The 23,417-nt window shown below is 37.2% G+C and carries 22 protein-coding genes and 1 other annotated feature; of the genes, 4 read left to right on the forward strand and 18 right to left on the reverse strand.

Annotated elements, in window-relative coordinates; all coding sequences use genetic code 11:
* Positions 1-9: 9 nt before the first annotated feature.
* From ACXYMX_RS07465 to ACXYMX_RS07495, 7 genes are all read right to left on the reverse strand, one after another.
* On the reverse strand, positions 10-909 hold the full coding sequence (locus ACXYMX_RS07465) for an ABC transporter permease (RefSeq protein ID WP_459043624.1): 900 nt from the start codon (positions 907-909) through the stop codon (positions 10-12).
* Positions 909-1,841 (reverse strand): nickel ABC transporter permease, encoded by a 933-nt coding sequence (nikB, locus tag ACXYMX_RS07470; RefSeq protein WP_459043625.1) that lies wholly within the window; start codon positions 1,839-1,841, stop codon positions 909-911. Before nikB ends, ACXYMX_RS07465 begins: the two co-directional genes overlap by 1 nt.
* Before the next feature lie 73 nt (positions 1,842-1,914).
* Complete coding sequence (locus ACXYMX_RS07475; protein ID WP_459043626.1) at positions 1,915-3,492, reverse strand: ABC transporter substrate-binding protein; 1,578 nt, start codon at positions 3,490-3,492, stop codon at positions 1,915-1,917.
* A 25-nt stretch (positions 3,493-3,517) separates the two neighbouring features.
* Positions 3,518-4,315 carry an IclR family transcriptional regulator gene (locus ACXYMX_RS07480; RefSeq protein WP_459043627.1) on the reverse strand — a complete coding sequence of 266 codons (798 nt, stop codon included), beginning with the start codon at positions 4,313-4,315 and terminating at the stop codon, positions 3,518-3,520.
* Positions 4,312-5,310 (reverse strand): ABC transporter ATP-binding protein, encoded by a 999-nt coding sequence (locus ACXYMX_RS07485; RefSeq protein ID WP_459043628.1) that lies wholly within the window; start codon positions 5,308-5,310, stop codon positions 4,312-4,314. Before ACXYMX_RS07485 ends, ACXYMX_RS07480 begins: the two co-directional genes overlap by 4 nt.
* A complete protein-coding gene (locus ACXYMX_RS07490) occupies positions 5,311-6,297 on the reverse strand; it encodes an ABC transporter ATP-binding protein (protein WP_459043629.1) in 987 nt (328 codons plus the stop codon).
* Between the two features lie 254 nt (positions 6,298-6,551).
* Positions 6,552-7,745: a CynX/NimT family MFS transporter gene (locus tag ACXYMX_RS07495; RefSeq protein WP_459043630.1), complete on the reverse strand. Its 1,194-nt coding sequence runs from the start codon at positions 7,743-7,745 to the stop codon at positions 6,552-6,554.
* Between the two features lie 214 nt (positions 7,746-7,959).
* Here ACXYMX_RS07495 and ACXYMX_RS07500 point away from each other — a divergent pair, with 214 nt between their 5' ends.
* Positions 7,960-8,328, forward strand: coding sequence for a hypothetical protein (locus tag ACXYMX_RS07500; protein ID WP_459043631.1), 369 nt, complete (start codon positions 7,960-7,962; stop codon positions 8,326-8,328).
* 58 nt (positions 8,329-8,386) lie between these two features.
* Here ACXYMX_RS07500 and ACXYMX_RS07505 read toward each other — a convergent pair whose 3' ends face one another.
* Entirely contained in the window at positions 8,387-8,560 is a 174-nt protein-coding gene (locus ACXYMX_RS07505) for a hypothetical protein (RefSeq protein WP_459043632.1), read from the reverse strand.
* Positions 8,561-8,795: 235 nt separating this feature from the next.
* Between ACXYMX_RS07505 and ACXYMX_RS07510 the strand changes: the two genes are divergently transcribed.
* A complete protein-coding gene (locus tag ACXYMX_RS07510; RefSeq protein WP_459043633.1) occupies positions 8,796-10,121 on the forward strand; it encodes a TrkH family potassium uptake protein in 1,326 nt (441 codons plus the stop codon).
* Between the two features lie 74 nt (positions 10,122-10,195).
* Here the strand turns inward: ACXYMX_RS07510 and hisC are convergent, their stop codons facing one another.
* The 8 genes from hisC to hisZ are packed head-to-tail and all read right to left on the reverse strand — an operon-like array spanning position 10,196 to position 17,114.
* Entirely contained in the window at positions 10,196-11,254 is a 1,059-nt protein-coding gene (gene hisC, locus ACXYMX_RS07515; RefSeq protein WP_459043634.1) for a histidinol-phosphate transaminase, read from the reverse strand.
* The gene (gene hisIE / locus ACXYMX_RS07520; RefSeq protein WP_459043635.1) at positions 11,247-11,888 is read right to left on the reverse strand and encodes a bifunctional phosphoribosyl-AMP cyclohydrolase/phosphoribosyl-ATP diphosphatase HisIE; all 642 of its coding nucleotides are present in this window, start codon (positions 11,886-11,888) and stop codon (positions 11,247-11,249) included. The genes hisC and hisIE overlap by 8 nt, the downstream gene beginning before the upstream one ends.
* Before the next feature lie 6 nt (positions 11,889-11,894).
* Positions 11,895-12,653: an imidazole glycerol phosphate synthase subunit HisF gene (gene hisF / locus ACXYMX_RS07525; RefSeq protein WP_459043636.1), complete on the reverse strand. Its 759-nt coding sequence runs from the start codon at positions 12,651-12,653 to the stop codon at positions 11,895-11,897.
* A complete protein-coding gene (gene hisA / locus ACXYMX_RS07530) occupies positions 12,643-13,365 on the reverse strand; it encodes a 1-(5-phosphoribosyl)-5-[(5-phosphoribosylamino)methylideneamino]imidazole-4-carboxamide isomerase (protein WP_459043637.1) in 723 nt (240 codons plus the stop codon). Before hisA ends, hisF begins: the two co-directional genes overlap by 11 nt.
* A gap of 15 nt (positions 13,366-13,380) precedes the next feature.
* A complete protein-coding gene (gene hisB, locus ACXYMX_RS07535) occupies positions 13,381-13,965 on the reverse strand; it encodes an imidazoleglycerol-phosphate dehydratase HisB (RefSeq protein WP_459043638.1) in 585 nt (194 codons plus the stop codon).
* Between the two features lie 2 nt (positions 13,966-13,967).
* The gene (gene hisD, locus ACXYMX_RS07540) at positions 13,968-15,242 is read right to left on the reverse strand and encodes a histidinol dehydrogenase (protein WP_459043639.1); all 1,275 of its coding nucleotides are present in this window, start codon (positions 15,240-15,242) and stop codon (positions 13,968-13,970) included.
* Between the two features lie 6 nt (positions 15,243-15,248).
* Complete coding sequence (gene hisG, locus ACXYMX_RS07545; RefSeq protein WP_459043640.1) at positions 15,249-15,875, reverse strand: ATP phosphoribosyltransferase; 627 nt, start codon at positions 15,873-15,875, stop codon at positions 15,249-15,251.
* Positions 15,876-17,114 (reverse strand): ATP phosphoribosyltransferase regulatory subunit, encoded by a 1,239-nt coding sequence (hisZ, locus tag ACXYMX_RS07550; protein ID WP_459043641.1) that lies wholly within the window; start codon positions 17,112-17,114, stop codon positions 15,876-15,878. It lies immediately after the preceding gene.
* A 130-nt stretch (positions 17,115-17,244) separates the two neighbouring features.
* On the opposite strand from hisZ, the gene ACXYMX_RS07555 reads away from it, so the two are divergent.
* Positions 17,245-18,045, forward strand: coding sequence for a histidinol-phosphatase HisJ family protein (locus ACXYMX_RS07555; RefSeq protein WP_459043642.1), 801 nt, complete (start codon positions 17,245-17,247; stop codon positions 18,043-18,045).
* 73 nt (positions 18,046-18,118) lie between these two features.
* Here ACXYMX_RS07555 and ACXYMX_RS07560 read toward each other — a convergent pair whose 3' ends face one another.
* A complete protein-coding gene (locus ACXYMX_RS07560) occupies positions 18,119-19,330 on the reverse strand; it encodes an argininosuccinate synthase (RefSeq protein WP_459043643.1) in 1,212 nt (403 codons plus the stop codon).
* 173 nt (positions 19,331-19,503) lie between these two features.
* Positions 19,504-20,886 carry an NADP-specific glutamate dehydrogenase gene (gene gdhA, locus ACXYMX_RS07565; RefSeq protein WP_459043644.1) on the reverse strand — a complete coding sequence of 461 codons (1,383 nt, stop codon included), beginning with the start codon at positions 20,884-20,886 and terminating at the stop codon, positions 19,504-19,506.
* 508 nt (positions 20,887-21,394) lie between these two features.
* Positions 21,395-21,628 (forward strand) — a binding site (T-box leader).
* Between the two features lie 86 nt (positions 21,629-21,714).
* Here gdhA and serA point away from each other — a divergent pair.
* Positions 21,715-23,301 carry a phosphoglycerate dehydrogenase gene (gene serA, locus ACXYMX_RS07570; RefSeq protein WP_459043694.1) on the forward strand — a complete coding sequence of 529 codons (1,587 nt, stop codon included), beginning with the start codon at positions 21,715-21,717 and terminating at the stop codon, positions 23,299-23,301.
* The last annotated feature ends 116 nt before the right edge of the window (positions 23,302-23,417 follow it).

The following is a 23,417-nucleotide window of genomic DNA, read 5'->3' on the forward strand; positions in this document are numbered from 1 at the left end:
TATACTCACCTACAATTTCAAATTCGGATCAAAACGATCACGCAGCCAGTCTCCTAGTAAATTAAACCCAAAAACCGTCAACATAATTGCAATACCAGGGAATACAGATGTCCACCACGCGGTTGTAATGTAGTTTCTGCTATCTGCTAACATTCCTCCCCATGAAGGTATTGTAGGATCAACACCAAGACCGAGGAATGTAAGTGAGGCTTCCAATAAAATAAATTCAGCCATATACATTGTTCCCAATACTAAAATTGACGACATGACATTTGGTAATATATGCTTTCGAATGATGGTGAATGTCGTTCCACCTATTGCTTTTGCTGCATGTATATACTCTTGCTCTTTTAATGAAATAACCTCACCACGTATTAATCGGGCGAAACCAACCCAATAGGTTAATCCTAATATAATGATAATTTTCCATACTCCTGTACCAAGTACACTCATAACTACGATAGCAAATAAAATGAAGGGAAATGCTAATTGAACATCCGCAACGCGCATGATGAAATCATCCATCCATTTTCCAAAGTAGCCTGATATCAAGCCGAGAATTGTACCTAAAACTAAAGAAATAAGGACACCGAAAAAGCCAACCATCAATGAAATTTTTGCACCATATAGGATTCGACTTAGTAAGTCTCTACCTAATTGATCCGCCCCTAGAAAGTAAATTGACTCTCCTGTTGGATCAGCCCAAGACGGAGGCGCTAATCGAGATCCCAAGCTAGCTTTGGAAGGGTCGAAAGGGACAATCCATTGAGCGGTTAAAGCAACCAACACACTTGCTACAACAAGCACAATGCCTAATACACCAGCGGGATTCTTTTTAATGAAACGCCAAATAGAGCTAAGTATAGTTCTTTTTCTTGGATTCCCTTCGACGGCTTTACTATTTACCATTAGCGCCCACCTCTTCCTGCTTTAATGCGTGGGTCTATCAATGTATAACTTAAATCTACAATTAAATTTACTCCAACCATTATAATTGCAAGCACAATAACTCCACCTTGAATGACAGGATAATCTCTTTGATTGATGGCATCGATAATGAGTCGTCCAATACCTGGCCAAGCAAATACTTGTTCCACAATAACTGTTCCACCTAAAAGCGATCCAAACTGTAATCCTAAAAATGTTATAGTAGGTAACAGTGCATTTCGAAATGCATGTTTAATAACAACTGACCAATCACTGATTCCTTTTGATTTTGCCGTCGATATATACTGTTGTCCCAACACTTCAAGCATCGAAGAACGAACCAATCGAGCTAAAATTCCTGACAAAATCAAACCTAAAGTAATAGAAGGTAAGATTAGTGATGAAAAACCATCAAAACCAGATGCAGGAAGCCAACGTAAATGCACCGCAAATATAAGGATCAACATAATTCCTAGCCAAAAGTTTGGAAATGAAACACCAATTAATGAAAAAATTCTACCAAAGAAGTCAATAGGCGTTCCACGTCGAACAGCTGATAAAATACCTACTGGAAATGCAATACCTATGGCAACAATAATTCCACCTAGAGCAAGAACCAGTGTCGCACCGAGCTTTTCACCAATTAAACTGATAACCGATGCTCCACTGTGGAAAGACGTTCCTAGGTCAAGCGTGAAGATGCCTTTTAAAAAGATTCCATATTGAATCCAAATTGGTTTGTCCAATCCTAATTTTGCTGTCAATTCTTCAATTGCCTCTTTTGTCGGTTCTCCAGCGGAAAACATAACTGACACAGGATCCCCTGTTAAGCGAATAGCGAAAAAGATAATTAATGAAATCGCAAGCACAACAAATACTGTGTGTAATAATCTTCGAGTAACATATGCTAACATTGTAGTTCCTCCGTCCTCTTTAAAAGAAAGAGATAGTATGAGGACCATACTATCTCTAAATTATGCTAATCGTTTACTTCACACTTACTTCTTCAAGTCTCATGCGATCCTCATGCGGTGCTTGGAAGTTTTCAATACGATTGTTCACACCATATAAATCTACTGCTGAATAAAGATTTACTTCTGGTGCCAAATCATAAAGAAGTTCAGTTAGTTCCATAAAAATTGCTTCTCGCTCCTCTTGATCAACTGAAGCACGCTCTGCTAACAATAACTCTTCTACTTTTTCGTTTTTAAACGTTGGGTTCCAATGCTCTCCTTCGAAATACATTAAGTAAGCTGTATTATCAAAGTCCAACGTCCAGCCACCCCAACCATTGTGATACATATCTCCTGCTTGACCCGTTGGAATAAGATCACCAGTTAACGTTGTGCTATCAACACTGTTAATGTTCATTTTCAATCCTACTTCTTCCAAATAAAATGCAACAGCTTGTGTAATTTCTTTGAATGTAGAGTTATTTCCAGGAATAAATACTTCAATTGCTGTTCCTTCTTCAACACCTGCATCAGCTAGCATTTGTTTCGCTTTTTCAGGGTCATAAGCATACGGCTCTAGATTTGGGTTATTCCCAAATGAGATTGTACTTTGGAATGTACTAATTGGTTTACCATAACCGCCTAAAATTTCATCGATAATTGTCTGTGTATCTATCGCATAATTAATCGCCTTACGTACGTCTACTTGATCGAATGGTTTTCTAGCTGTATCAAATCTAAGCGCATGAGCTGTAGGTGTTCCTACTTCTTGCAACTCTAGTGAATCGCTTCCTTTAACAGTTTCAGCTTGAGAAACTTCTACGCGCTTCATAATATCAATCGCGCCTGTTTGCAATTCTGCAAGTCGTGTTGAAGCTTCAGGAATAATTTTAAATGTAACTTTATCTACTTTTGGAAGTCCATCTTTCCAGTAATTCTCGTTTTTCTCTAATACAACTTCTTGATCACGTTTATATGAAACCATTTTAAACGGTCCAGTACCTACTGGATTGCTATCAAAAAATTCATCTGTATTTTCTTGTACATATGTTGGTGGAACAATCACTGCGCCATAACCAGATAGTTTAGTTAGTAAAACAGGATCTAATGTATTTAGCTTCATAATAATTGTAAATTCGTCTTTAACTTCCACAGATTCAATAGATGTATAATTTGAATATTGTGGTCCACTTTGGCCCTCTTCACCTAACAAACGGTCAAAAGTGAATTTAACCGCATCAGCGTTAAATGGCTCGTCATTGTGAAATGTAATTCCTTGACGTAATTTAAATTCAATCGTTTTGTCATCTAAATATGTCCACTCTTCAGCTAAGCCTGGCTTCAATTCTAAATCTAAATCACGCTCTGTAAGACCTTCGAATACAGACGTTGCAACTGTAGACCAATCCAATTTGAATGAATCAATTGGATCCCAACTTTGTGGATCTCCTGGAACACCAATTACAACCTCATTTTTACTCTCTGATGAAGGAGTTGCTTCTTTATCCGTCTCTTTGCTCTCTTCTTTCTTACTATCTCCACTACCACCGCATGCTGTCAATGCTAACATTGCTGCAAACAACATGGGTAAAAACCATTTTCTTTTCTGCATTCTTATTCCTCCTAATAAAATAATGTTATTCTCTATTTCCATATGGATATGAATCTTTGAAACCAATTTCAAATGATATACGGCTAGCAACTTCCCATAGTGGCTCTACAAAATGATGAACATTTTCCAAAGGTAGTGAAACTGGAAATCCAGCAATACTAATTGAATACTCTACTTTACTTTGATTATTAAAAATAGGTACTGCAATGGAGACCGTTCCTTCTTCGAGTTCTGAATGGCTATAGGCGAATCCTTCTTCTCTAGTTTTAGATATCAATTCCCATACTTCTTGAGGAGTTCCAGGAGTTTGACTAGCAAACTTTGTAATTGGTTTTTGAAGAATTTCTTCTATTTTTTCATCAGGTAAAAATGCTAGCAACAATCTTGTACAGGCACCTGCATATAAAGGTGCTTGCCGTCCGACGCGTGTATAAAGGCGAACAGGTCTTGTGCTTTCAACTTTCTCAATATATATTCCATTTTCATTGTCGTATGCTACAAGCTGTACAGCTTCATTTACTTTTGATTGCAATTGTTTCATATATGGTAAAGCAATTGTTCGTATTTCTAGCCCGCTCGAAACCAGTTCACCAAGCTCAAGAAGTTTTAGTCCAAGAATATAATTATCACCTTCTACCAATTCACCGTTTTTTTCCGTAATCGGTCGTTGTAAAAATCCTACATTGACCAAAGACCGAAGCAAACGATAAGCTGTTGGTTTTGGCATTTTTGAAAGATTTGCTATTTCTTCTAAAGCCATAGACGGTTTTTCTTCTGTAAATAAATCTAGTAAGCCGATTCCCTTCTCCATCGTTTTACTCATTCGGTCTTCGCCTCTTCCATCGCGTAAAGATGACATGAAACATAATGGTCAGGAGCAACTTGTTGGAGTACCGGTTCAAGTTCGCTACAAATTGCCATGCGCGAAGGACATCTCGGATGGAACGTACATCCACTTGGCGGATTTGATGGACTAGGAACATCGCCTGTTAAAATGATTCTTTCCTTAACTTGTAAAGGATGAGCTTTGGGCAATGACGATAATAATGCTTTTGCATAAGGATGTCTTGGTTCATCATACAAAGCCTCTTTACTAGCTATTTCAGTCATTTTCCCTAAATACATCACGCCAATGCGATCACAAAAATGTTTGATAACACTTAAGTCATGCGAAATGAAGATATACGTTAAACCAAAATCTTTTTGTAAATCCTTCATTAAATTTAGTACTTGAGATTGAATCGAGACATCTAATGCGGATACAGGCTCATCTGCGATAATTAACTTCGGTTTTGAAATCAATGCTCTTGCTATCCCTATACGTTGCCGCTGACCACCTGAGAACTCATGCGGCAGTCTTTTAAGCTGTGCTTGGGTTAAACCCACTTGTTCAGCTACTTCGAACACACGCCTTTGTCTTTCCATTTTGTCAGTTACACCGAAATTTATTAATGGTTCTTCTATAATTTTGTATACACGCATTCGAGGATTTAACGATGCAAAAGGATCTTGAAAAACAATTTGAATATCCTTACGCAGCTTTCGCATTTGATCGTTATTCAGTTTTGTAATATCCTGTCCCTGAAAAAAGATATTTCCAGCTGTAGGTTCTAACATTCGCATAATTGTTCGACCAGCTGTACTCTTTCCGCATCCAGATTCTCCAACAATCCCAAATGTTTCACCTTGTTTTACACTAAATGAAATATCGTCAACCGCTTTAACGTATTGTAAAGTTCTTTTTCCAAATACCCCACCTTTAATTGGAAAATACTTTTTCAAGTTTTCTACCCTTAATAACTCTTTTTTTTCTGTCATCTAGTTACCTCCTAACCTACCTTTTTCATCAAAAAGCCAGCATTGTACACGTGAACCACTTTCTGTTGTGATTAAAGGTGGCGGCTGGATACAACGATCATGAACCATTGAACACCTAGGAGCGAATCGGCATCCTTCGGGCATACTTCCAGGAGCTGGCACCACACCAGGAATCGACGTCAAATACTCTTTTTGTACGTTGATATCTGGTAATGACGATAACAAACCTTTAGTGTATGGGTGCTTTGGATCATCGAATAAATCAACGATATTGGATTCCTCGATAATCTCTCCCGCGTACATTACAATTACTCGATCACACATTTCGGCTACTACACCTAAGTCATGAGTGATCAATACAATGGACATCCCCATTTTCTTTTGCAGATTATTCATTAAATCTAGAATTTGCGCTTGGATTGTCACGTCAAGTGCAGTTGTTGGTTCATCTGCAATTAATACTTCGGGATTGCAAGATAATGCAATTGCTATCATTACACGCTGTCGCATACCTCCTGATAATTGATGGGGATATTCATTTAGAACTTGTTCAGGTCTGGGTATTCCAACAAGTTGTAGCATTTCAAGTGCACTTTGACGTGCCTCTTTATGACTAACTTTTTCATGACTTAAAATCATTTCTATAATTTGTTTTCCGATTGTATAGACAGGATTTAGCGAGCTCATCGGCTCTTGAAAAATCATCGATAGTTTCTTCCCTCGAACGTTGCGCCAATCTTTTCTTTTAAAATCCTTGAAATGTAATTGATCGAGTTGAATATCTCCACCTTGCCATTCAACACCTGCTGGTAATAGTCCCATTAAAGAAAGTGAAGTCATGCTTTTTCCGCATCCAGACTCTCCAACAATTCCAAGAGTTTCTCCCTTGTTCAAATGAAAACTAATTCCATTTACGATAGGAATCTCTATGCCATCTTCATTTAATCCAACTTTTAAATTATTTACTTCCAATAGCTTTTCAATCATCGTGACACTCCTAATCGATTTCATTATTTGAAACGCGATTTCATTTTTCGTTCTTTTAATTAATTATACAGAAAATAAACAACTTTACAATAGCAGTTTATTGTAATTTCTCAATCTTTCTATTTTTTTCACTATTGGATTACTAAGTGCAGACTTTGATGCAAAGTTATGACAGTATATATTTACAGAAATAAAAAAAGGGTGCGCCTGTTCTTTTTTAGAACGAGGAACAACCTAGTTTTGATTTATACTTTTTACACTGTTTGCTTCTTTCCTGCACCCATCCCAAAAATAATAATAAGAACAGATACACCTATAAGTAAAATGATTGAACTAGACCAACTCCCTGTTGCATCCCGAAGAAAGCCAAAAAGAAGTGGACCAATTGCTGCGAGTAAATAGCCAAATGTTTGGGCCATCCCAGATAATTCGGCCGCTTCTTCTGAATTTTTTGTTCGCAAGCTAAAGAAAATCATTGCTAGACTGAACGCAGAACCGCAAGCAATTCCTATTGCTATCATACTCAGCGTAATTACTAAGCTTCCTCCCAGCGAAATTCCACCAATACCAAGAATGAAAAGGAAACCTGTGCAGGCAACTAGTAGCCGTTGATTTTTCATACGTCCTGCGATAATTGGTACAATAAATGTAAAAGGCAATACCGCAAACTGCATCAATGAAATCATAAACCCTGCTCCTGATTGAGTAAAACCTTGTTCCGATAATATTTCAGGAAGCCAGGCTATAATAGAATAGTAAATCAAAGATTGAAGCCCCATAAATAATGTGATCTTCCAAGCTAAGCTGGAACGCATAAGTTGTGTTCTGGGTCTCTTTTCATCTTCAATAAATTCGGTTGTGCTCTGTTTCTTTCGTATCTGAGGTAGCCAAAAGAGAATCGCTAGTAACGGTAACACACCAAATACCGCTAGTGCCCCGCGCCACCCTAATGAAGATATTGAAGCCAAAGGCACAGTCACTCCTGATGCGATCGCAGAACTTAAATTCATTGAAACTGCGTAAACCCCAGTCATTAATCCAATCCTTAACATAAAGTTCTTCTTAATAAGCGCAGGAAGTAAAACATTACCGATTGCAATAGATAAACCGATTAGTAACGTTCCTAAAAATAACGTTTCAATACCATTTATAGATCGCAATCCGATTCCCACGATTATAAGTAAGAGTGATATAAAAATCGTACGTTCCATTCCGAAGCGTCGTGACAGTTTCGCTGCAAAAGGAGAAACGAATGCAAACGCTAATAAAGGTAATGTAGTCAATGCGCCTGCAACTGTATTAGAAAAGTGAAGACTGTCCTTTATTGAACCAATTAAGGTTCCAACTGAAGTAATAGGTGCTCTTAACGTAGAAGCAAGTAAGATTATACCTATAACCAGTATGATGCCATTAAAATTGTGACGCCCTTCTCTATCAAATTCATTCACTTAATATCCCTCGCAATTTCCTTAATTGATTAATGCTACTAGTTGGCTTGCAAAAGGTTTCGATTAGTTTCCGTAGCTTTATGGCGTTTCGACTACGCTTACTTTAACCTCTTACAAAACATTTTACTTATGTTTATTCAATTTCAAACTAACCCATTTGATAGCCCAGTCTATCTTATTTTGGTATGATATCTCTAGAAAGTTGGTGCGTAAGATGGAAAGACATTTCGGTAAATTTGGAGCTATTTCTGGACTCCTAACATTCATACTATTAGTTACTGCTGTTCGAAATGTGCTGGGTAATGACCTTGAGATTAAAAACATTATCGCATTTGCTGTTTTCGGTCTTATTATTGGAATCGCCTGTGCCGCATTTTTATATTATAAACTTAGGATTGCTTTCCCTATTTTTCTAGTCGCAGTCGTTTTGGGCTTTTTCGAACTGTTCCGTAACTTCTTAGCTGATCATGAAGGTTTTGGTGATTTAGTTGGGATACTGTCCCTCTTTATTTTCACATCATTCGGCCTTGGCCTTGCACTTATCGTGGAAGGAATCGTATATTTAATTCGTAAAAATAAATAAGTATCGATTTATTATAAAAAGACTTCTGATTTTTGATTAACAAAAATCAGAAGTCTTTTTATTTTTGTTGTCCTGCGGCCTCATTGGCTCTTCTACGCTTCACTACAGCGGAAACAATATTCAATGCACAAAGCAATCCGAACATGAATGCGATAAAATACTCACCATTCACTAAACGATTTATCGCAAAAAGTCCTGTAAATACAATTAATATGTAATCTAGAATTCTCATTTTTTAATCCTCCTGATGATGTAAAAATACTCTCTACTAGTATAACAGCTTTCAGGGAATCTTTGTGATATATCTAATTTAGGTACGTATACAGGTGTATATCATTTTTTCAAATTTCTATACATACCTGAATTAAGTTATAATGAACTTAATAGAGCATTGACTAGCGATGCAATAAGTGTTTTGTAAATGAGTGTACGCTGAATTACTATCCCATCTAGGAGAAGGTGAACGAATGCAATCATTTAATGATCCGAAACGAATTCTTTCGCCACCGCTTGTCATTGCCGGAAGCTATTTATTGCTCATAATAGTAGGTACCATTCTTTTAAAATCACCTATTTCAACAACTCATTCCATTTCATTTACCGATGCGTTGTTTACAGCGACCTCTGCTTCAACGGTGACAGGTTTGACTGTTTTCAATCCAGGAACAACCCTAACTTTATTTGGACAAATCGTCTTATTGATTCTGATTCAATTCGGCGGGATTGGACTAATGACTTTTGGGGTAATGATTCTTACATTATTAAGGAGAAAAATTGGGTTACAAAACCGGATTTATGTCCAAGAATCTTTTAATCTGCATACTATTGGTGGAATGGTTAAACTTGTACGTGAAATTATTATATTCGCATTTGCAATTGAAGCAATCGGCATCTTTTTATTGTCACTTTATTGGGGACCTTCAATGGGGTGGAGTAACGGAATATTTGCAAGTGTGTTCCATGTGATTTCTGCATTCAATAATGCGGGATTTTCAACATTTCCAGATAATTTAATTGGCTTTGCCGATGATCCAATTGTTACCTTCATTTTATCCTCCTTATTTATCATTGGCGGCTTAGGATTTATTGTTGTTATTGAAGTTATTGAGAAAAGAAATTTTCGAAAATGGTCACTTCATACAAAAATCATGTTGCTTGGTACTTTGTTTATTAATAGCACCGCTACACTTACTCTTTTTTTATTCGAATTTAACAATACGAAAACTATAGGTGACTTTTCATTAACTTCTAAGTTGATGGCTTCTTATTTTCAAGCCGTTTCCCCTCGAACGGCTGGATTTAATATAATTTCAGTTGGAGATATGACCGATCCATCCTTGCTAATTACTATGTTGCTTATGTTTATTGGAGGAGGTAGTGCATCTACTGCTTCGGGAATTAAACTCACTACATTCATCGTTATTCTTTTCGCTACATTTTCCTATTTGAAAAGAATACCCGAACCCCATTTCATCGGGAAGACACTGAAAACCGAAACTATGATTCGCGCTGTAGCAATAACTGTAGTAAGCTCTGGCATTGTATTCTTTTTCATTCTTTTATTGACTTTTATAGAAAAAATCCCGTTATTGCCAATGGCTTTTGAAGTTGTCTCTGCCTTTGGTACTGTTGGATTATCGATGGGAATTACCGGAAGTATGAGTGATTTTGGAAAGGTTCTTTTATGTATAGTGATGTTTATCGGTCGGATAGGTCCACTTACCCTTTTCTTCTTAGTACGTTCATCAAAGGAGCATATTCACTACCCTTACGAAGAAATTCAAACTGGATAGGTATTTCTTGCATATTAAAAAATCACTCAAGTAAGTAGACTTGAGTGATTTTCAATTAACAGTAGGTATTTTAATCAGACCATAATTTTACTTAGTTCCATAAAAAATCTTTCCATCTGGTCATCTGTTCCAATTGATACTCGTAAATAGTCGTCTATCGGTTTTTTATTAAAATGCCTAACAAGAATTCCTGCTTCTTTTAATTTCAAATATAAATCCTCTGCTGCATATGTTGGATGCGTTGCAAATAAGAAGTTTGCTTGTGAAGGCAATACGCTAAATCCTAATTGCTTCATTTTTTCCGATGCAGCTTCTCTCGTTGAGAGGATTTTTTGAGTAGTTTCTTTAAAATGCTCTACTTCTTCAAATGCAGCCTGTGCGCCAACCATGGCAAGCCGATCAATTGTATATGAATTAAATGAATCTTTCATACGTATTAGCCCATCAATCAATGAACGATTTCCCAATGCATAGCCCACCCGTAATCCAGCTAACGACCGTGATTTCGAAGTTGTTTGCACAACGAGTAAGTTATCATACTTTTGGATAAGGCTAGCCGCAGACTCTTCCGCAAAATCTACATAGGCCTCATCGATAATAACGACATTCTCGGGATTGTTTTTAATGAGTTCCTCAATATGTGAAAGCCCGAGATACAAACTTGTCGGCGCATTGGGATTGGGAAGTATAACGCCGCCTTTTGAATTGAAGTAGTCCTCAACTTTTAAAGTGAAATCATCATTCATTGCTATTTCTTCAAACGGAATATCATACAACTTTGCATAAACTGGATAAAAACTGTACGTTACCGCTGGAAATTGTATTGTTTTTCCTGGTTCGAAAAATGCCATGAATGAAAATGCCAACACTTCATCAGAACCATTGCCAACGAAAACTTCATCTGCAGTTAGTCCGAATTGCAGTCCAATTGTTGCACGTAGTTTTTCCGCTGTTGGAGAAGGATATAAGTTCAGATTGCCTGTAAGCTCCTTCTCAATGACTTCAACTACTTTTGGACTTGGAAGATAAGGGTTTTCATTCGTATTCAATTTCACCAAATTCGGTTGCTCAATTTGTTCTCCAGGTACATAAGGTTCTGCGCGCTTTGCCATCGTACTCCAATATTTATTCATTGGCGGTCTCTTCTCTTTTAGAACTTCTACCTACTAAAACTTCCTTTAGATCTTCTATACTTACACCGGCAATTTCCATTAACACGAGTGTATGGTACGTCAAATCTGCAAGTTCGTTCGTAAGCTCTTCTTTATCGTCATTTTTCGCTCCAATGATTACTTCGCTGGATTCTTCGCCTATCTTTTTTAGTACTTTATCGATGCCTTCACTGAATAAGTATGATGTATATGACCCTTCAACTGGGTTGGACCGACGACTTTTTATTTCAGTAATTAGTTCTTGAACAATTGCACGGTTCGATGTCACTCCAATAAAACCATTGTCCTCAAAACAGGTTTCTGTTCCTGTGTGACAAGCTGGACCTTGTGGTGTAACTTGCACCAAAATCGTGTCTCCATCACAATCTAGAGCTAGATTCTTAACAAATTGACGATTTCCAGATGTTGCTCCTTTGTTCCATAACTCTTTTCGGGATCGACTAAAAAACCACGTTTCTTTTGTTTCAATCGTTTTTTCTAATGATTCTTTGTTCATATATGCGAGCATCAATACTTTGCCTGTTTGATCATCTTGAACGATTGCGGGAATTAACCCCTTTTCATCGAATGAAATCGATTCGATTTGTATACTCATCTATACTCATTCCTTCATTGGGATATTTTCTGAACGCAAATACGCTTTAAGCTCTTTAATATTTATCTCTTCGTAGTGGAATACCGATGCAGCAAGTGCAGACGTTGCTTTTCCTTCTGTAAGCGCGGTAACAAAATGTTCTTTTGTTCCTGCTCCTCCGCTCGCGACTACTGGAATGCTCACGGCTTCTGCAATCGTCCGTGTTAACTCGATGTCATATCCACCTTTAACACCGTCACCGTCGATGCTGTTAATAACAAGTTCTCCGGCACCTAGTTGTTCACCACGTATTGCCCACTCAATCGCATCGATCCCTGTATCTGTACTGCCGCCTTTAGAAAATACAGACCATTTTGAAGGAGCAACTTTTTGCACGTCCATTGCAAAAGTAATACGCTCTGAACCAAACTTTTCTGCAGCCTCTTCAACAAACTTCGGATTTTCAATTGCAGCACTATTAATCGATACTTTATCCGCACCTACATCTAACACATTTTGAATATCTTCTAATGTACGAATGCCTCCGCCTACTGTAAATGGAATCGGCACTTCCTTCGCAACATTTGCTATTGCATCTAGAAACAAACTTCTATTTTCAGTTGACGCTGTGATGTCATAAAAAACAAGTTCATCAGCACCTTCACTTACATACCTTTTGGCTAACTCAACTGGATCTGCCACATCTTGAATATCTTGAAACTTCTTGCCTTTTACTACTCTTCCTTTATCGACATCTAAACATGGTACGATTCGTTTACTTTTCATAAGTTACGTCCCCCATTAGTTTTTCTAGTGATAAATTACCATCGTAGAGTGCTTTTCCGATAATTGCACCGTATAGATCCATCGTTCTTAACTTTGCGATATTCTCTTCTGTTGATACACCGCCTGAAGCAATTACATCGATTGCTGATGCTTTGTTTACCGCATCTAATTCTTCAAAATTTGGCCCTTGCATCATTCCATCTTTAAATATATCTGTGTAGATAACCGTTTGTACGCCTAGTTGTTCAAGCTCCTTCAACAAATCAATCGCTTGTACATCTGTCGTTTCCGTCCACCCATCTGTAGCTACAAAACCATTACGTGCATCAATAGACACGGCAATTTTATCGCCGTATTTTTCAACAGCTTCTTTCAAAAACGCTTTATCATTGATTGCTGCTGTTCCGATGATTACCCGACTCACACCACTTTCAATATGCGCATCTATAATCTCAATCGAACGAATGCCGCCACCAACTTGAATTGGTATCGTAACTGCTTTAGCAACTTCCCGAATCGCTTCTTGGTTTAATGAATTTCCAGATTTTGCGCCGTCCAAATCAATAATATGTAAATATTCAGCACCTTGCCTTTGCCATTCCAATGCCATATCTGTTGGAGAATCTCCGTAAACAATCTCTTTATTATAATCCCCTTGAATAAGACGAACACAGTTGCCGTTACGTATATCTATTGCTGGAAAAAGTATCATGAATGGATCTCCTTTTTAAAGCATTCCTTTGGTAGATGGAATTCCTTTAATATTTGGGTTAATTGTACTTGCCGTATTTAATGCACGACCGAACGCTTTAAAAATTGACTCAATAATATGGTGCGTATTTTTTCCGTATTGCAAATTAATGTGTAAAGTTACTTTCGCATGACTTACAAAGGCTTGGAAAAATTCTTCTACTAGCTCCGTATCAAATTCTCCTACTTTATCTTTTAGCCCTTCTACGTTATAGACAAAAAACGGTCGGCCACTAATGTCAATCGATACTGTCGACAAAGCTTCGTCCATCGGAATTGAAATCGTTGCATATCGATCGATTCCTTCTTTTGTTCCAATGCTCGCATTGAATGCTTGCCCCAATACGATTCCGATATCTTCAACGGTATGGTGCTGATCCACTTCAATATCACCGTCGCAAACTACCTTTAAATCAAATAAACCATGTTTCGTAAATAAAGTGAGCATGTGGTCAAGAAAACCGACACCTGTCTGAATAGTAGTTTCTCCTGTTCCATCAATTGTAAAGTCCATTTCAATTGATGTTTCAGCAGTTGCTCTTGAAATACTTTTCTTTCGCATATTTAGTAGTCCGCCTTTCTAATCTGAATTGAATTCGCATGTGCTGATAATCCTTCAGCTTTTGCAAGGGTGATAATCTCGTTTGACACTGCATCCAAAGCCTTTTTTGTGTAATGAATAATACTTGATTTTTTCATGAAATCATAGACCCCAAGTGGCGATGAAAATGCCGCCGTCCCACTCGTCGGGAGTGTATGATTCGGTCCCGCCACATAATCTCCTAGTGCTTCAGGTGAATAATTTCCTAAAAAGATTGCGCCTGCGTTATGGATGTATTGCATTTGTTCCATTGGATTTTCAATCATAAGTTGTAAATGTTCAGGTGCGCTATTATTTACTAAACGAAACGCTTCCTCCAATGAGTCGACAAGTACAATTTTTCCATTGTCTCGAATCGACTGTTCGATGATGTCTTTTCGATCGGATGTGCTCATCTGTTTTTCTACTTCAACGATTAATGCTTCAGCAAACGCTCTACTAGTTGTTATGCATATTGCCGTAGCCCGTTCATCATGTTCGGCTTGAGAAAGTAAATCTGCTGCTACATAACTTGGAACCGCAGAATCATCCGCTACCACACAAATTTCACTTGGCCCTGCAATCATATCTATTGCAACTTCTCCATAAACCCATTTTTTTGCACGAGCTACATATGCATTTCCAGGGCCTACAATTTTCACAACTTTTTGTACCGTCTCTGTCCCATAGGCTAAAGCTGCAATTGCTTGTGCTCCACCAACTTTGTATACGATATCGACTCCAGCCTCGGCTGCTGCAACTAGTACATGTGGATTTATTTTCCCATTTGTTTGAGGAGGTGTCGTCATAACTATATTTTGCACGCCCGCTATTTTTGCAGGAATTGCATTCATTAAAACAGTTGATGGATAAGACGCTTTCCCGCCTGGTACATAAACCCCGACACTAGTTAAAGGGGTTACTTTTTGGCCTAATAATATTCCATGTTCGCCATTTATAAACCAAGATTGTTCTTTTTGCACTTCATGAAATGTAGTGATGTTTTGCTTGGCTTTACGTATTGCTTGCACAAATTCAGGTGTAACAAGGGACTGCGCTTCAGCAAACTCTTCTTTTGTTACTTTGATTTCTTCTAGTTTTACATTATCAAATTGCTCCGTGTATTTATTTAGAGCACCATCTCCATTTTTTTTAACGTCTCCAATAATAGATAGGACTGCACGATCAATTGCCTCGTCATTATCATCACTTTCCATTTTCACTTCGTTTTCAAATTGTTCAGCATTTATAATCTTCATTCACAATCACTCCAATACCTCTTTTAGCTCCGCAATAAATTGTTGAATGCATTTTGTTTTCGTTGCATAACTAGCCTTATTGACAATTAGCCTTGCACTAACATCTGCAATTTCATCTAATATAATTAAACCATTTTGCTTTAATGTTGTTCCGGTTTCTACTATATCTACAATAACATCAGACATTCCTATTAAAGGGGCTAATTCGATTGAGCCATTTAATTTAATGATGTCTATGCGTGTGCCTTTTTCTTCAAAAAAGTTTTTCGTAATTTCAGGGTATTTAGAAGCTACTGTTACTATTTTTTTACTATCTTCACGTTTATCAGGAAAACCCGCCACTACAACTTTACATTTCCCAATATTCAAATCCATCAATTCGTAGACATCTGGCTGCTCTTCCATAATTGTATCTTTGCCAATAATTCCTATGTCTGCTGCTCCTTTTTCAACATAAGTTGGTAAGTCTACAGCTTTCACAAAAATTAATTTGATGGCTTGATTTTTATCGAAAATCACTAATTTTCTACTTTTATTATGAAAGTCTGGAAATTCAATTCCCGCTTTCGCAAGGAGCTCCATCGCTCGATTTGCCGTGCGACCCGAACCTATCGCTAAGGTTAAATAACTCATTTACACATCACCTTTCGCCCGTATAAGAAGATTCAATAATTCTTTCATTCCGGAGAAGGGTCGAGATGTCCCTTTATAATGAAATGTCTGTTGTTCTTCATCAATTCGGATAGAGTAAATACATTGTTGCTGATTCACTTGTTCTTTTTCCATTGGGAATGTGAGTACACTGAAATTTCGTTCGCGTAATTCATTCGCAATGGTAATCGATTCTCCGATCCAAGACTTTGCATATAAGATTTTTACATCTATAGGCACACGAGAAAATATTTTTTGATCAGAAGAAGCTACTACTAGTGAATCGATTTCACATGCGAAACCAATGGCAGGAAGTGTCGCACCAAATTCATTCCCTAATTGGTCGTATCTTCCACCCATAAGTACCGGTTGGCCAAATTTCTCTACAAATCCTTGGAATATTACGTCGGAATAGTAACCCATATGATTAATGAGACCTAAATCCATAATGATATTGTCTTCTAATCCGTATATTTTAAGTATTTCATAAACATCTATTAGGTAGTCTATTTTTTCTTTCATTTTATCTGTAAATAAAATTTTCATTGCCCGTTCACTTACATCTTTAGGATTTCCATATAAGAATGGAATCATTTCAATCGCTTCTCTTATTTCTTGCTCAATAGGTAGGTCTTTTAGAAAGGCTTCAATATCTACAAAGTTTTTTGCTTGAATCATACTTTTTAGTTGCCTCAACTGAGTTTCAGTCAATTCTATTTGTCTAACCAGTTCATTAAAGAAACCTGCGTGGCCCAATTCTATTTTGATATCAATAAACCCTAAATCCTTCAGCGTATGACTAGCTAGAGCAATCACTTCTGCATCCGCCTCTGGTGAACTTTCACAAAAACACTCTACCCCTGCTTGCGTGCTTTCGATTTCATTGACTTTATCGAATGACTGGCGAAAGACGTCTTGCACATAAAAATAACGCAATTCTGTTGAAAGCTTCGATTGATCCTCTGCTAATTTACGGGTAATCGGAATTGTCATATCAGGGCGTAATACCAACACTTGCCCCTTATGATCGATTACTTTAATCATTTCATTTTGATTGATTGAACTTTTTACCTTTGAATACAAATCGTATTGTTCAAAGGTTGATGTTTTTATTCTTTTATAACCATATGTCATAAAACGTTTGCTTATTGTTTTAATAATTCGTTCCTGTTCCTCGTACTCTTTAACATTCTCATCTGTTATCTTATAATCAATAGACACTACTATATGAACCGCCTTTCAGTTTCAAATAAGCTTAATTTTAACAATACTTTAACGCTTTACTAGAGTGAAGTTATTTAGTACTATAAGGGTGTAAAAGGAAAATGTCAACAGAAGGAGATATTATTTTATGTTTGATTATCATATGCATAGCGACTTTTCAGCAGATTGCTCCATTCCTATGGAAGATATGGTCCTGGGAGCGATTGAAAAAGGCCTAAAAGAAATCTGTTTTACTGAACACATCGATTATGAATATCCCGACGATTCAATTGTTTTTGATTTTGATTTGAACGTATATGATGCCAAAATAAATGAACTTCGTGAAAAATACGGACAACGAATTCATATTAAAAAAGGCATTGAACTTGGTGTTCAACCTCATATTTTACATAAGTATGACGAATTAGTGAAAGCCAATTCTTTCGACTTTATTATTTGCTCGATGCATACTACTGAAAAAAAAGGACTCCATTACGGTGATTTATTTAAAGGTAAAACGCTAGAGGAATCTTACCAAGTGTATTACGATGAGCTGCTTTACTGTATTAAAAACTTCAAACAATTTTCTGTCCTAGGACATGTAGACTTAGTGAAGAGATACACGTTGAAACATTGTGAAAATAACTTTCATGAAGTTCTTAGAGAGATGTTCAACGTCATTATTCCTGAAGGTAAAGGAATCGAGTTGAACACCTCAGGAGTTCGTTACGGACTCGAAAACGGGATGCCAAGTGATGATATCTTAAAGCTTTATAAACAAAGTGGTGGCGAAATTATCACATTGGGTTCAGATGCACACAGAGTATCTGAGCTTGCCTTCCAGTTTAAGGAATCCCTTGACCTGTTAAGATCGATTGGCTTTAAATACATTTCAACTTTCGATAATCAAAAGCCTTCATTCCACTCCATTGAGAGCTTAATTAAATGAATTAGTAAACGGTCTTCCCCTTCTAGTTATCGAAGGAGAAGACCGTCTTTTTATAATTGGATTTAGTTTTTAATTATTCCGTTACTTCCAATTTCTTTCTTTGGATTGTACTGTGGACCTCAGTTGGTAATCCCCAAAGTTTTATGAATCCAACTGCTGCAGTCTGATCAAATGCATCCGCTGATGTATACGTTGCTAGCTTTTCATCGTAAAGAGAGTTTGGGGATTTTCTCCCTTCTACGATCACGTTGCCTTTAAATAGCTTCAGACGTGCCGTTCCATTTACGTATTGTTGTGTATCTTTAATAAATGCTTCCAATCCATTTCTAAGTGGCGAAAACCATAGGCCCTCATAAATTAGTTGTGTTAATTTATTTGCAACAACTGGTTTAAAGTGAGCGATGTCTTTAATAAGCGTAATGTCTTCAATCTCTTTGTGCGCTTTGAGTAGCGTGATCGCACCTGGACACTCATAAATTTCACGTGATTTAATTCCTATGAGACGATTTTCAACGTGGTCGATTCTTCCAATACCGTGTTTACCTGCCAATTTATTTAAATAAAGTATTAGATCACTTAGTTTATAATTTACACCGTCAATGCTTTTCGGAACTCCTTTTTGAAATTCAATCTCAATAATATCAGGTGTATTCGGTGCATCTTCAACAGCCACCGTAAGGTCATATGCATCTTCAGGAGGCGTTGTCCACGGATTTTCAAGGGCACCACACTCATTTGCACGTCCCCATAAATTTTGGTCAACGGAGTAAGGACTATCTAAATTAATTGGAATCGGAATGTTTTTCTGAGTCGCATATTCAATTTCCTCTTCACGAGACCAGCTCCACTCTCTTACAGGGGCAATCACTTCTAGCGAGGGATTGAGAGCTTTAATAGAAACCTCAAAACGCACTTGATCATTTCCCTTTCCAGTACAGCCGTGTGCAATTGTTGTTGCATTTTCCAGTTCAGCAATTTCAACTAATTTTTTCGAAATGAGAGGGCGAGACAATGCGGATACAAGCGGATATTTATCTTCATAATAGGCTTGTGCTTGCAGTGCAAGGAGCACATATTCATTTGCAAACTCTTCCTTAGCGTCAATTATATAACTACTAACAGCCCCAGATTGTATTGCTTTTTCTTTAATGCTCTCTAAATCTTTCCCCTCGCCAACATCCAAACAAACAGCAACAACATCGTATCCTTCATCTGTTAGCCAATGAACTGCTACAGATGTATCTAAACCGCCTGAATAGGCCAAAACAACTTTTTTATTTGTCATAATACATTTCTCCTTCCAAATTACAGAGTGAATATTTATTCGGTTACTAGTATATTTATAATAACATAATCCTGTAATTGTGCAAGAATTTTGTATGCAAATTTTCTTTATATTATTAAATTCCGTAAAAAAAAGATCTTCGCTATTTGCATAGCAAAGACCTTTTTACTTAATCATCTGACGCCGTGTGCAACCATTGCGTTTGCAACTTTTAAAAATCCTGCAACGTTCGCACCCATTATAAGATTACCAGGGTGACCATACGTTTCTGCAGCATATAGACTACTGCTATAAATATCCTTCATTATTTGTTTGAGTTTTTCGTCAACCTCTTCTGCTGTCCAACTTAAACGCATACTATTTTGTGACATTTCCATTGCTGAGACTGCAACGCCCCCTGCATTTGCTGCTTTTGCAGGAGCAAAAAGCACCTCATTTTCAACAAATCGATTAATAGCCTCATTTGTACAAGGCATATTCGCTCCTTCACCAATTGCTTTAACTGAATTGGATACGAGAATACGAGCTGCTTTTTCATCGATTTCATTTTGAGTTGCACAAGGAAGGGCAATGTCACAAGGAATCGACCAAATTTTAGAACAATCTTCAACGTATTCCGCATTTGGATGTTCCTTTAAATACTCTTTAATTCGATAGTTATTTTCTTCTTTTAAAAACTTTACGGTATCTAAATTAATGCCGTTTTCATCGTAAATATAGCCATTCGAATCACTACACGCGATAATCGTTGCACCAAGTTGAATTGCTTTTTCCATTGCATAAATAGACACGTTACCTGAACCAGAGACAATTACTTTACTTCCTGAAAAACTATATCCTTTGTCTTTAAGCATCTCATCAACAAAATATACAGTCCCGTATCCCGTTGCTTCTTTTCTACCAAGACTTCCTCCGTGTGCAGGATCTTTCCCTGTAAATACGCCGGCTTGGTAACCGCCTTTTAATCGGTTATACTGACCAAACATATAACCAATCTCACGTCTTCCGACACCTATATCTCCCGCAGGTACATCGACATCCGCACCAATATACTTGCTTAATTCAGTAATGAAGCTTTGAACGAAGCGCATTATTTCTCGCTCTGATTTCCCTTTCGGATCGAAATCAGAACCCCCTTTACCTCCACCAATTGGCTGCCCGGTAAGTGAATTTTTAAACGTTTGTTCGAATGCTAAAAACTTCATAATACTTGTATTTACTGAAGGATGAAATCGAACTCCACCTTTATATGGTCCTAAATCACTGTTAAACTGAACTCGGAAACCTCGATTCACATGAACTTTTCCTTGATCATCTTCCCAAGCAACACGGAATGTAATGATTCGGTCTGGTTCTGTCAATCTTTCAAGAATCCCATTTTCAATAAATTCAGGATGCTTTTCAAATACAGGCCTTAAAGAATCAAAAATCTCCCTAGTTGCTTGTAAGAATTCTTTTTCATCACTATTCCGTTTTTTTATTAATTCGTATACCTCATGCACATAATCATTCGCTAGTTTTTTTGCATCTTTCGTTACATCTGTTAAGTTTTTCATTTTATTATCAGTCCTTTCTTAAAAAGAAAAAAGAGGTTCCAAATGACTCGCTCCTTAATCAATTAGGCCAAGGCATAATTGATTAAGGAGCATTTCGAGTTCACTCGAAAAACTCCTCTAAAAAACCATGATATTCGAGGGACAGCCAAAAAAGCTGACCATGCATATTTCAGTACAGAATCGTGTACAGAAACATGCATTCCTTTATCTAGATTCAGCAGGAGTTTAAACTCCCAATGAATGAATATTCACTTGAATTCATCCCCTATTTTATAGAAGTTGAAGTCTACTGCTGGATTTAGATAAATAATCCGTAGTTCAAATTGCAACATAGTTTTGTATAGTCCTTGTATTTTATACGAATAAAGGAATAAATACAACATATAATTCAATTCTTCGTAATATATTCACAATTTAGTGACAAAACAAAAAACATATAAACTATTAGAACTTTCCTTTGACATTTTGGTTTTGTTTGTCTATCATTGATTCAAATTCAATATTAATTTTAACTATTTTGATGGAGATAAACATTACGTTTACAAATCTTAAGAGAACTGATGGTTGGTGAGAATCAGTGGTTTCAACGTTTTGTGGCACTCCTGAATAGATTGGTCGAATCACAAGTAGACCACTCCGCCCCATGCATGTTGCGCATGATAATTTAGGCCAATTTCTATTTTCGTATTGCGATTGGCAAAAAAAGGGTGGTACCGCGTGAGTAAAGCTTTTCGCCCCTTACATTATGTAAGGGATGAAAGGCTTCTTTTTATTTCATCAAACAATACTGCATTACAAATTTATTTGACTGAAGGAGCGTATCTATTAATGACTTTTAACATTCTAATTAGCGATCCACTTAGTGAAGAAGGTATATTTCCATTAAGACAAGCTAAAGGTATGAATATCGTGGTTGATACAACAAATTCACCTGAACAACTGGTTAATAAAATCCATGAATTTGATGCTTTACTCGTACGTAGCCAAACAACCGTAACTCGGGAAATTATAGAAAAAGGCATAAATTTAAAAATCATTGGTCGAGCTGGAGTTGGTGTAGATAATATCGATATAGAAGCTGCTACTGAAAATGGAATTATTGTTGTAAATGCACCGGACGGAAATACAAATTCAGCTGCTGAACATACAATTGCTATGCTTATGTCACTTGCACGTAAAATCCCTCAGGCATTTAACTCATTAAAAAATGGAAAATGGGATCGCAAATCGTTCATTGGCGTTGAATTGAAAAATAAAACGTTAGGTGTCGTTGGACTAGGGCGGATTGGAGCTGAAGTTGCTACTCGTGCAAAAGGACAGCGAATGAGTGTGATTGCTTACGATCCGTTCCTGACAGAAGAAAAAGCTAAAAAACTTGGTATTACCGCTGGGACAATCGATGAAGTGTTACAAGCAGCTGATTTCATCACGATACACACCCCTTTAATGATAGCAACCAAACATTTGTTGAATAAAGATGCATTTGCAATGATGAAAGAAGGTGTACAGATTATTAACTGTGCCCGTGGAGGCATTATTGACGAAGATGCATTGTATGATGCGATTGTTGCAGGAAAAGTGGCAGGTGCCGCACTAGACGTATTTGAAACAGAGCCCTTTCTTGATCATAAACTATTAACACTTCCACAAGTAATTGCAACTCCTCATTTAGGAGCAAGCACACTAGAAGCACAGGAAATTGTAGCGATTGATGTAAGTAAAGATGTCGTTAGCTTTTTAAATGGTGGATCTGTTCGCAACCCGGTAAACCTCCCTTCTTTATCTAAAGAGGCTTTGGCAAAAGTCGAACCTTACTTTAATTTAGTAGAAAAACTAGGGATATTTTTATCCCGCTTATCTGAAAGTACCATTGAAGAGGTTAACATCTACTATTCGGGTGAGCTTGCTGAATCTGATGTGCGTCCATTAACACGCAATACGATGAAAGGGTTATTGAAACGAAACCTGGGAGATCATGTAAATGATGTGAACGCGCGTTATTTGGCTGATCGATTTGGAATAAAGGTTCATGAACATAAGTCGACAACATCTAAAGGATTCTCCAATCTGATCACTGTTGAAGTGAGAACGCCAAACGGAGTCCGGTGCGTTGCTGGAACTTTACTTAACGGATTAGGGGCACGCATAGTTAAAGTGGATGAGAGTCTTGTTGACGTAGCTCCAGATGGACATTTACTCTTTATTAAACATATTAACCAACCTGGTGCGATTGGTCGTGTTGGTACCCTTCTCGCTAAAGAAAATATTAACATTGCAACGATGCAAGTGGGACGTTCAGTTGCAGGCGGGCATGCGATTATGATGCTGACGGTCGATGAGCATGTCGCGGAGGAAAACATCAATAATTTAAAGAAGATTGAAGATATTTTAGATGTCATTTCGATTGATTTATAAATAAGAGAAAAGGCTCAAAACCATGTTGGTTTGAGCCTTTTCTAAAACGAACTTCTTTTCTCATTTTTTTCGAACTAAGAACTCAAGTACGAATCCTATCTAAATTCCAGTCTTTT

The organism is Sporosarcina sp. CAU 1771 (assembly GCF_054482775.1).

Coding starts and splice junctions, on each gene's coding strand:
- ACXYMX_RS07485 (WP_459043628.1), bottom strand. CDS start 5,310: ATGACAGAAAAAAAAGAGTTATTAAGGGTAGAAAACTTGAAAAAGTAT.
- hisB (WP_459043638.1), bottom strand. CDS start 13,965: ATGCGAAAGAAAAGTATTTCAAGAGCAACTGCTGAAACATCAATTGAA.
- ACXYMX_RS07555 (WP_459043642.1), top strand. CDS start 17,245: ATGTTTGATTATCATATGCATAGCGACTTTTCAGCAGATTGCTCCATT.
- ACXYMX_RS07475 (WP_459043626.1), bottom strand. CDS start 3,492: ATGCAGAAAAGAAAATGGTTTTTACCCATGTTGTTTGCAGCAATGTTA.
- ACXYMX_RS07500 (WP_459043631.1), top strand. CDS start 7,960: ATGGAAAGACATTTCGGTAAATTTGGAGCTATTTCTGGACTCCTAACA.
- ACXYMX_RS07560 (WP_459043643.1), bottom strand. CDS start 19,330: ATGACAAATAAAAAAGTTGTTTTGGCCTATTCAGGCGGTTTAGATACA.
- ACXYMX_RS07465 (WP_459043624.1), bottom strand. CDS start 909: ATGGTAAATAGTAAAGCCGTCGAAGGGAATCCAAGAAAAAGAACTATA.
- gdhA (WP_459043644.1), bottom strand. CDS start 20,886: ATGAAAAACTTAACAGATGTAACGAAAGATGCAAAAAAACTAGCGAAT.
- ACXYMX_RS07510 (WP_459043633.1), top strand. CDS start 8,796: ATGCAATCATTTAATGATCCGAAACGAATTCTTTCGCCACCGCTTGTC.
- hisC (WP_459043634.1), bottom strand. CDS start 11,254: ATGAATAAATATTGGAGTACGATGGCAAAGCGCGCAGAACCTTATGTA.
- ACXYMX_RS07490 (WP_459043629.1), bottom strand. CDS start 6,297: ATGATTGAAAAGCTATTGGAAGTAAATAATTTAAAAGTTGGATTAAAT.
- hisA (WP_459043637.1), bottom strand. CDS start 13,365: ATGATACTTTTTCCAGCAATAGATATACGTAACGGCAACTGTGTTCGT.
- hisIE (WP_459043635.1), bottom strand. CDS start 11,888: ATGAGTATACAAATCGAATCGATTTCATTCGATGAAAAGGGGTTAATT.
- ACXYMX_RS07480 (WP_459043627.1), bottom strand. CDS start 4,315: ATGAGTAAAACGATGGAGAAGGGAATCGGCTTACTAGATTTATTTACA.
- nikB (WP_459043625.1), bottom strand. CDS start 1,841: ATGTTAGCATATGTTACTCGAAGATTATTACACACAGTATTTGTTGTG.
- serA (WP_459043694.1), top strand. CDS start 21,715: ATGACTTTTAACATTCTAATTAGCGATCCACTTAGTGAAGAAGGTATA.
- hisD (WP_459043639.1), bottom strand. CDS start 15,242: ATGAAGATTATAAATGCTGAACAATTTGAAAACGAAGTGAAAATGGAA.
- ACXYMX_RS07505 (WP_459043632.1), bottom strand. CDS start 8,560: ATGAGAATTCTAGATTACATATTAATTGTATTTACAGGACTTTTTGCG.
- hisF (WP_459043636.1), bottom strand. CDS start 12,653: ATGAAAAGTAAACGAATCGTACCATGTTTAGATGTCGATAAAGGAAGA.
- hisG (WP_459043640.1), bottom strand. CDS start 15,875: ATGAGTTATTTAACCTTAGCGATAGGTTCGGGTCGCACGGCAAATCGA.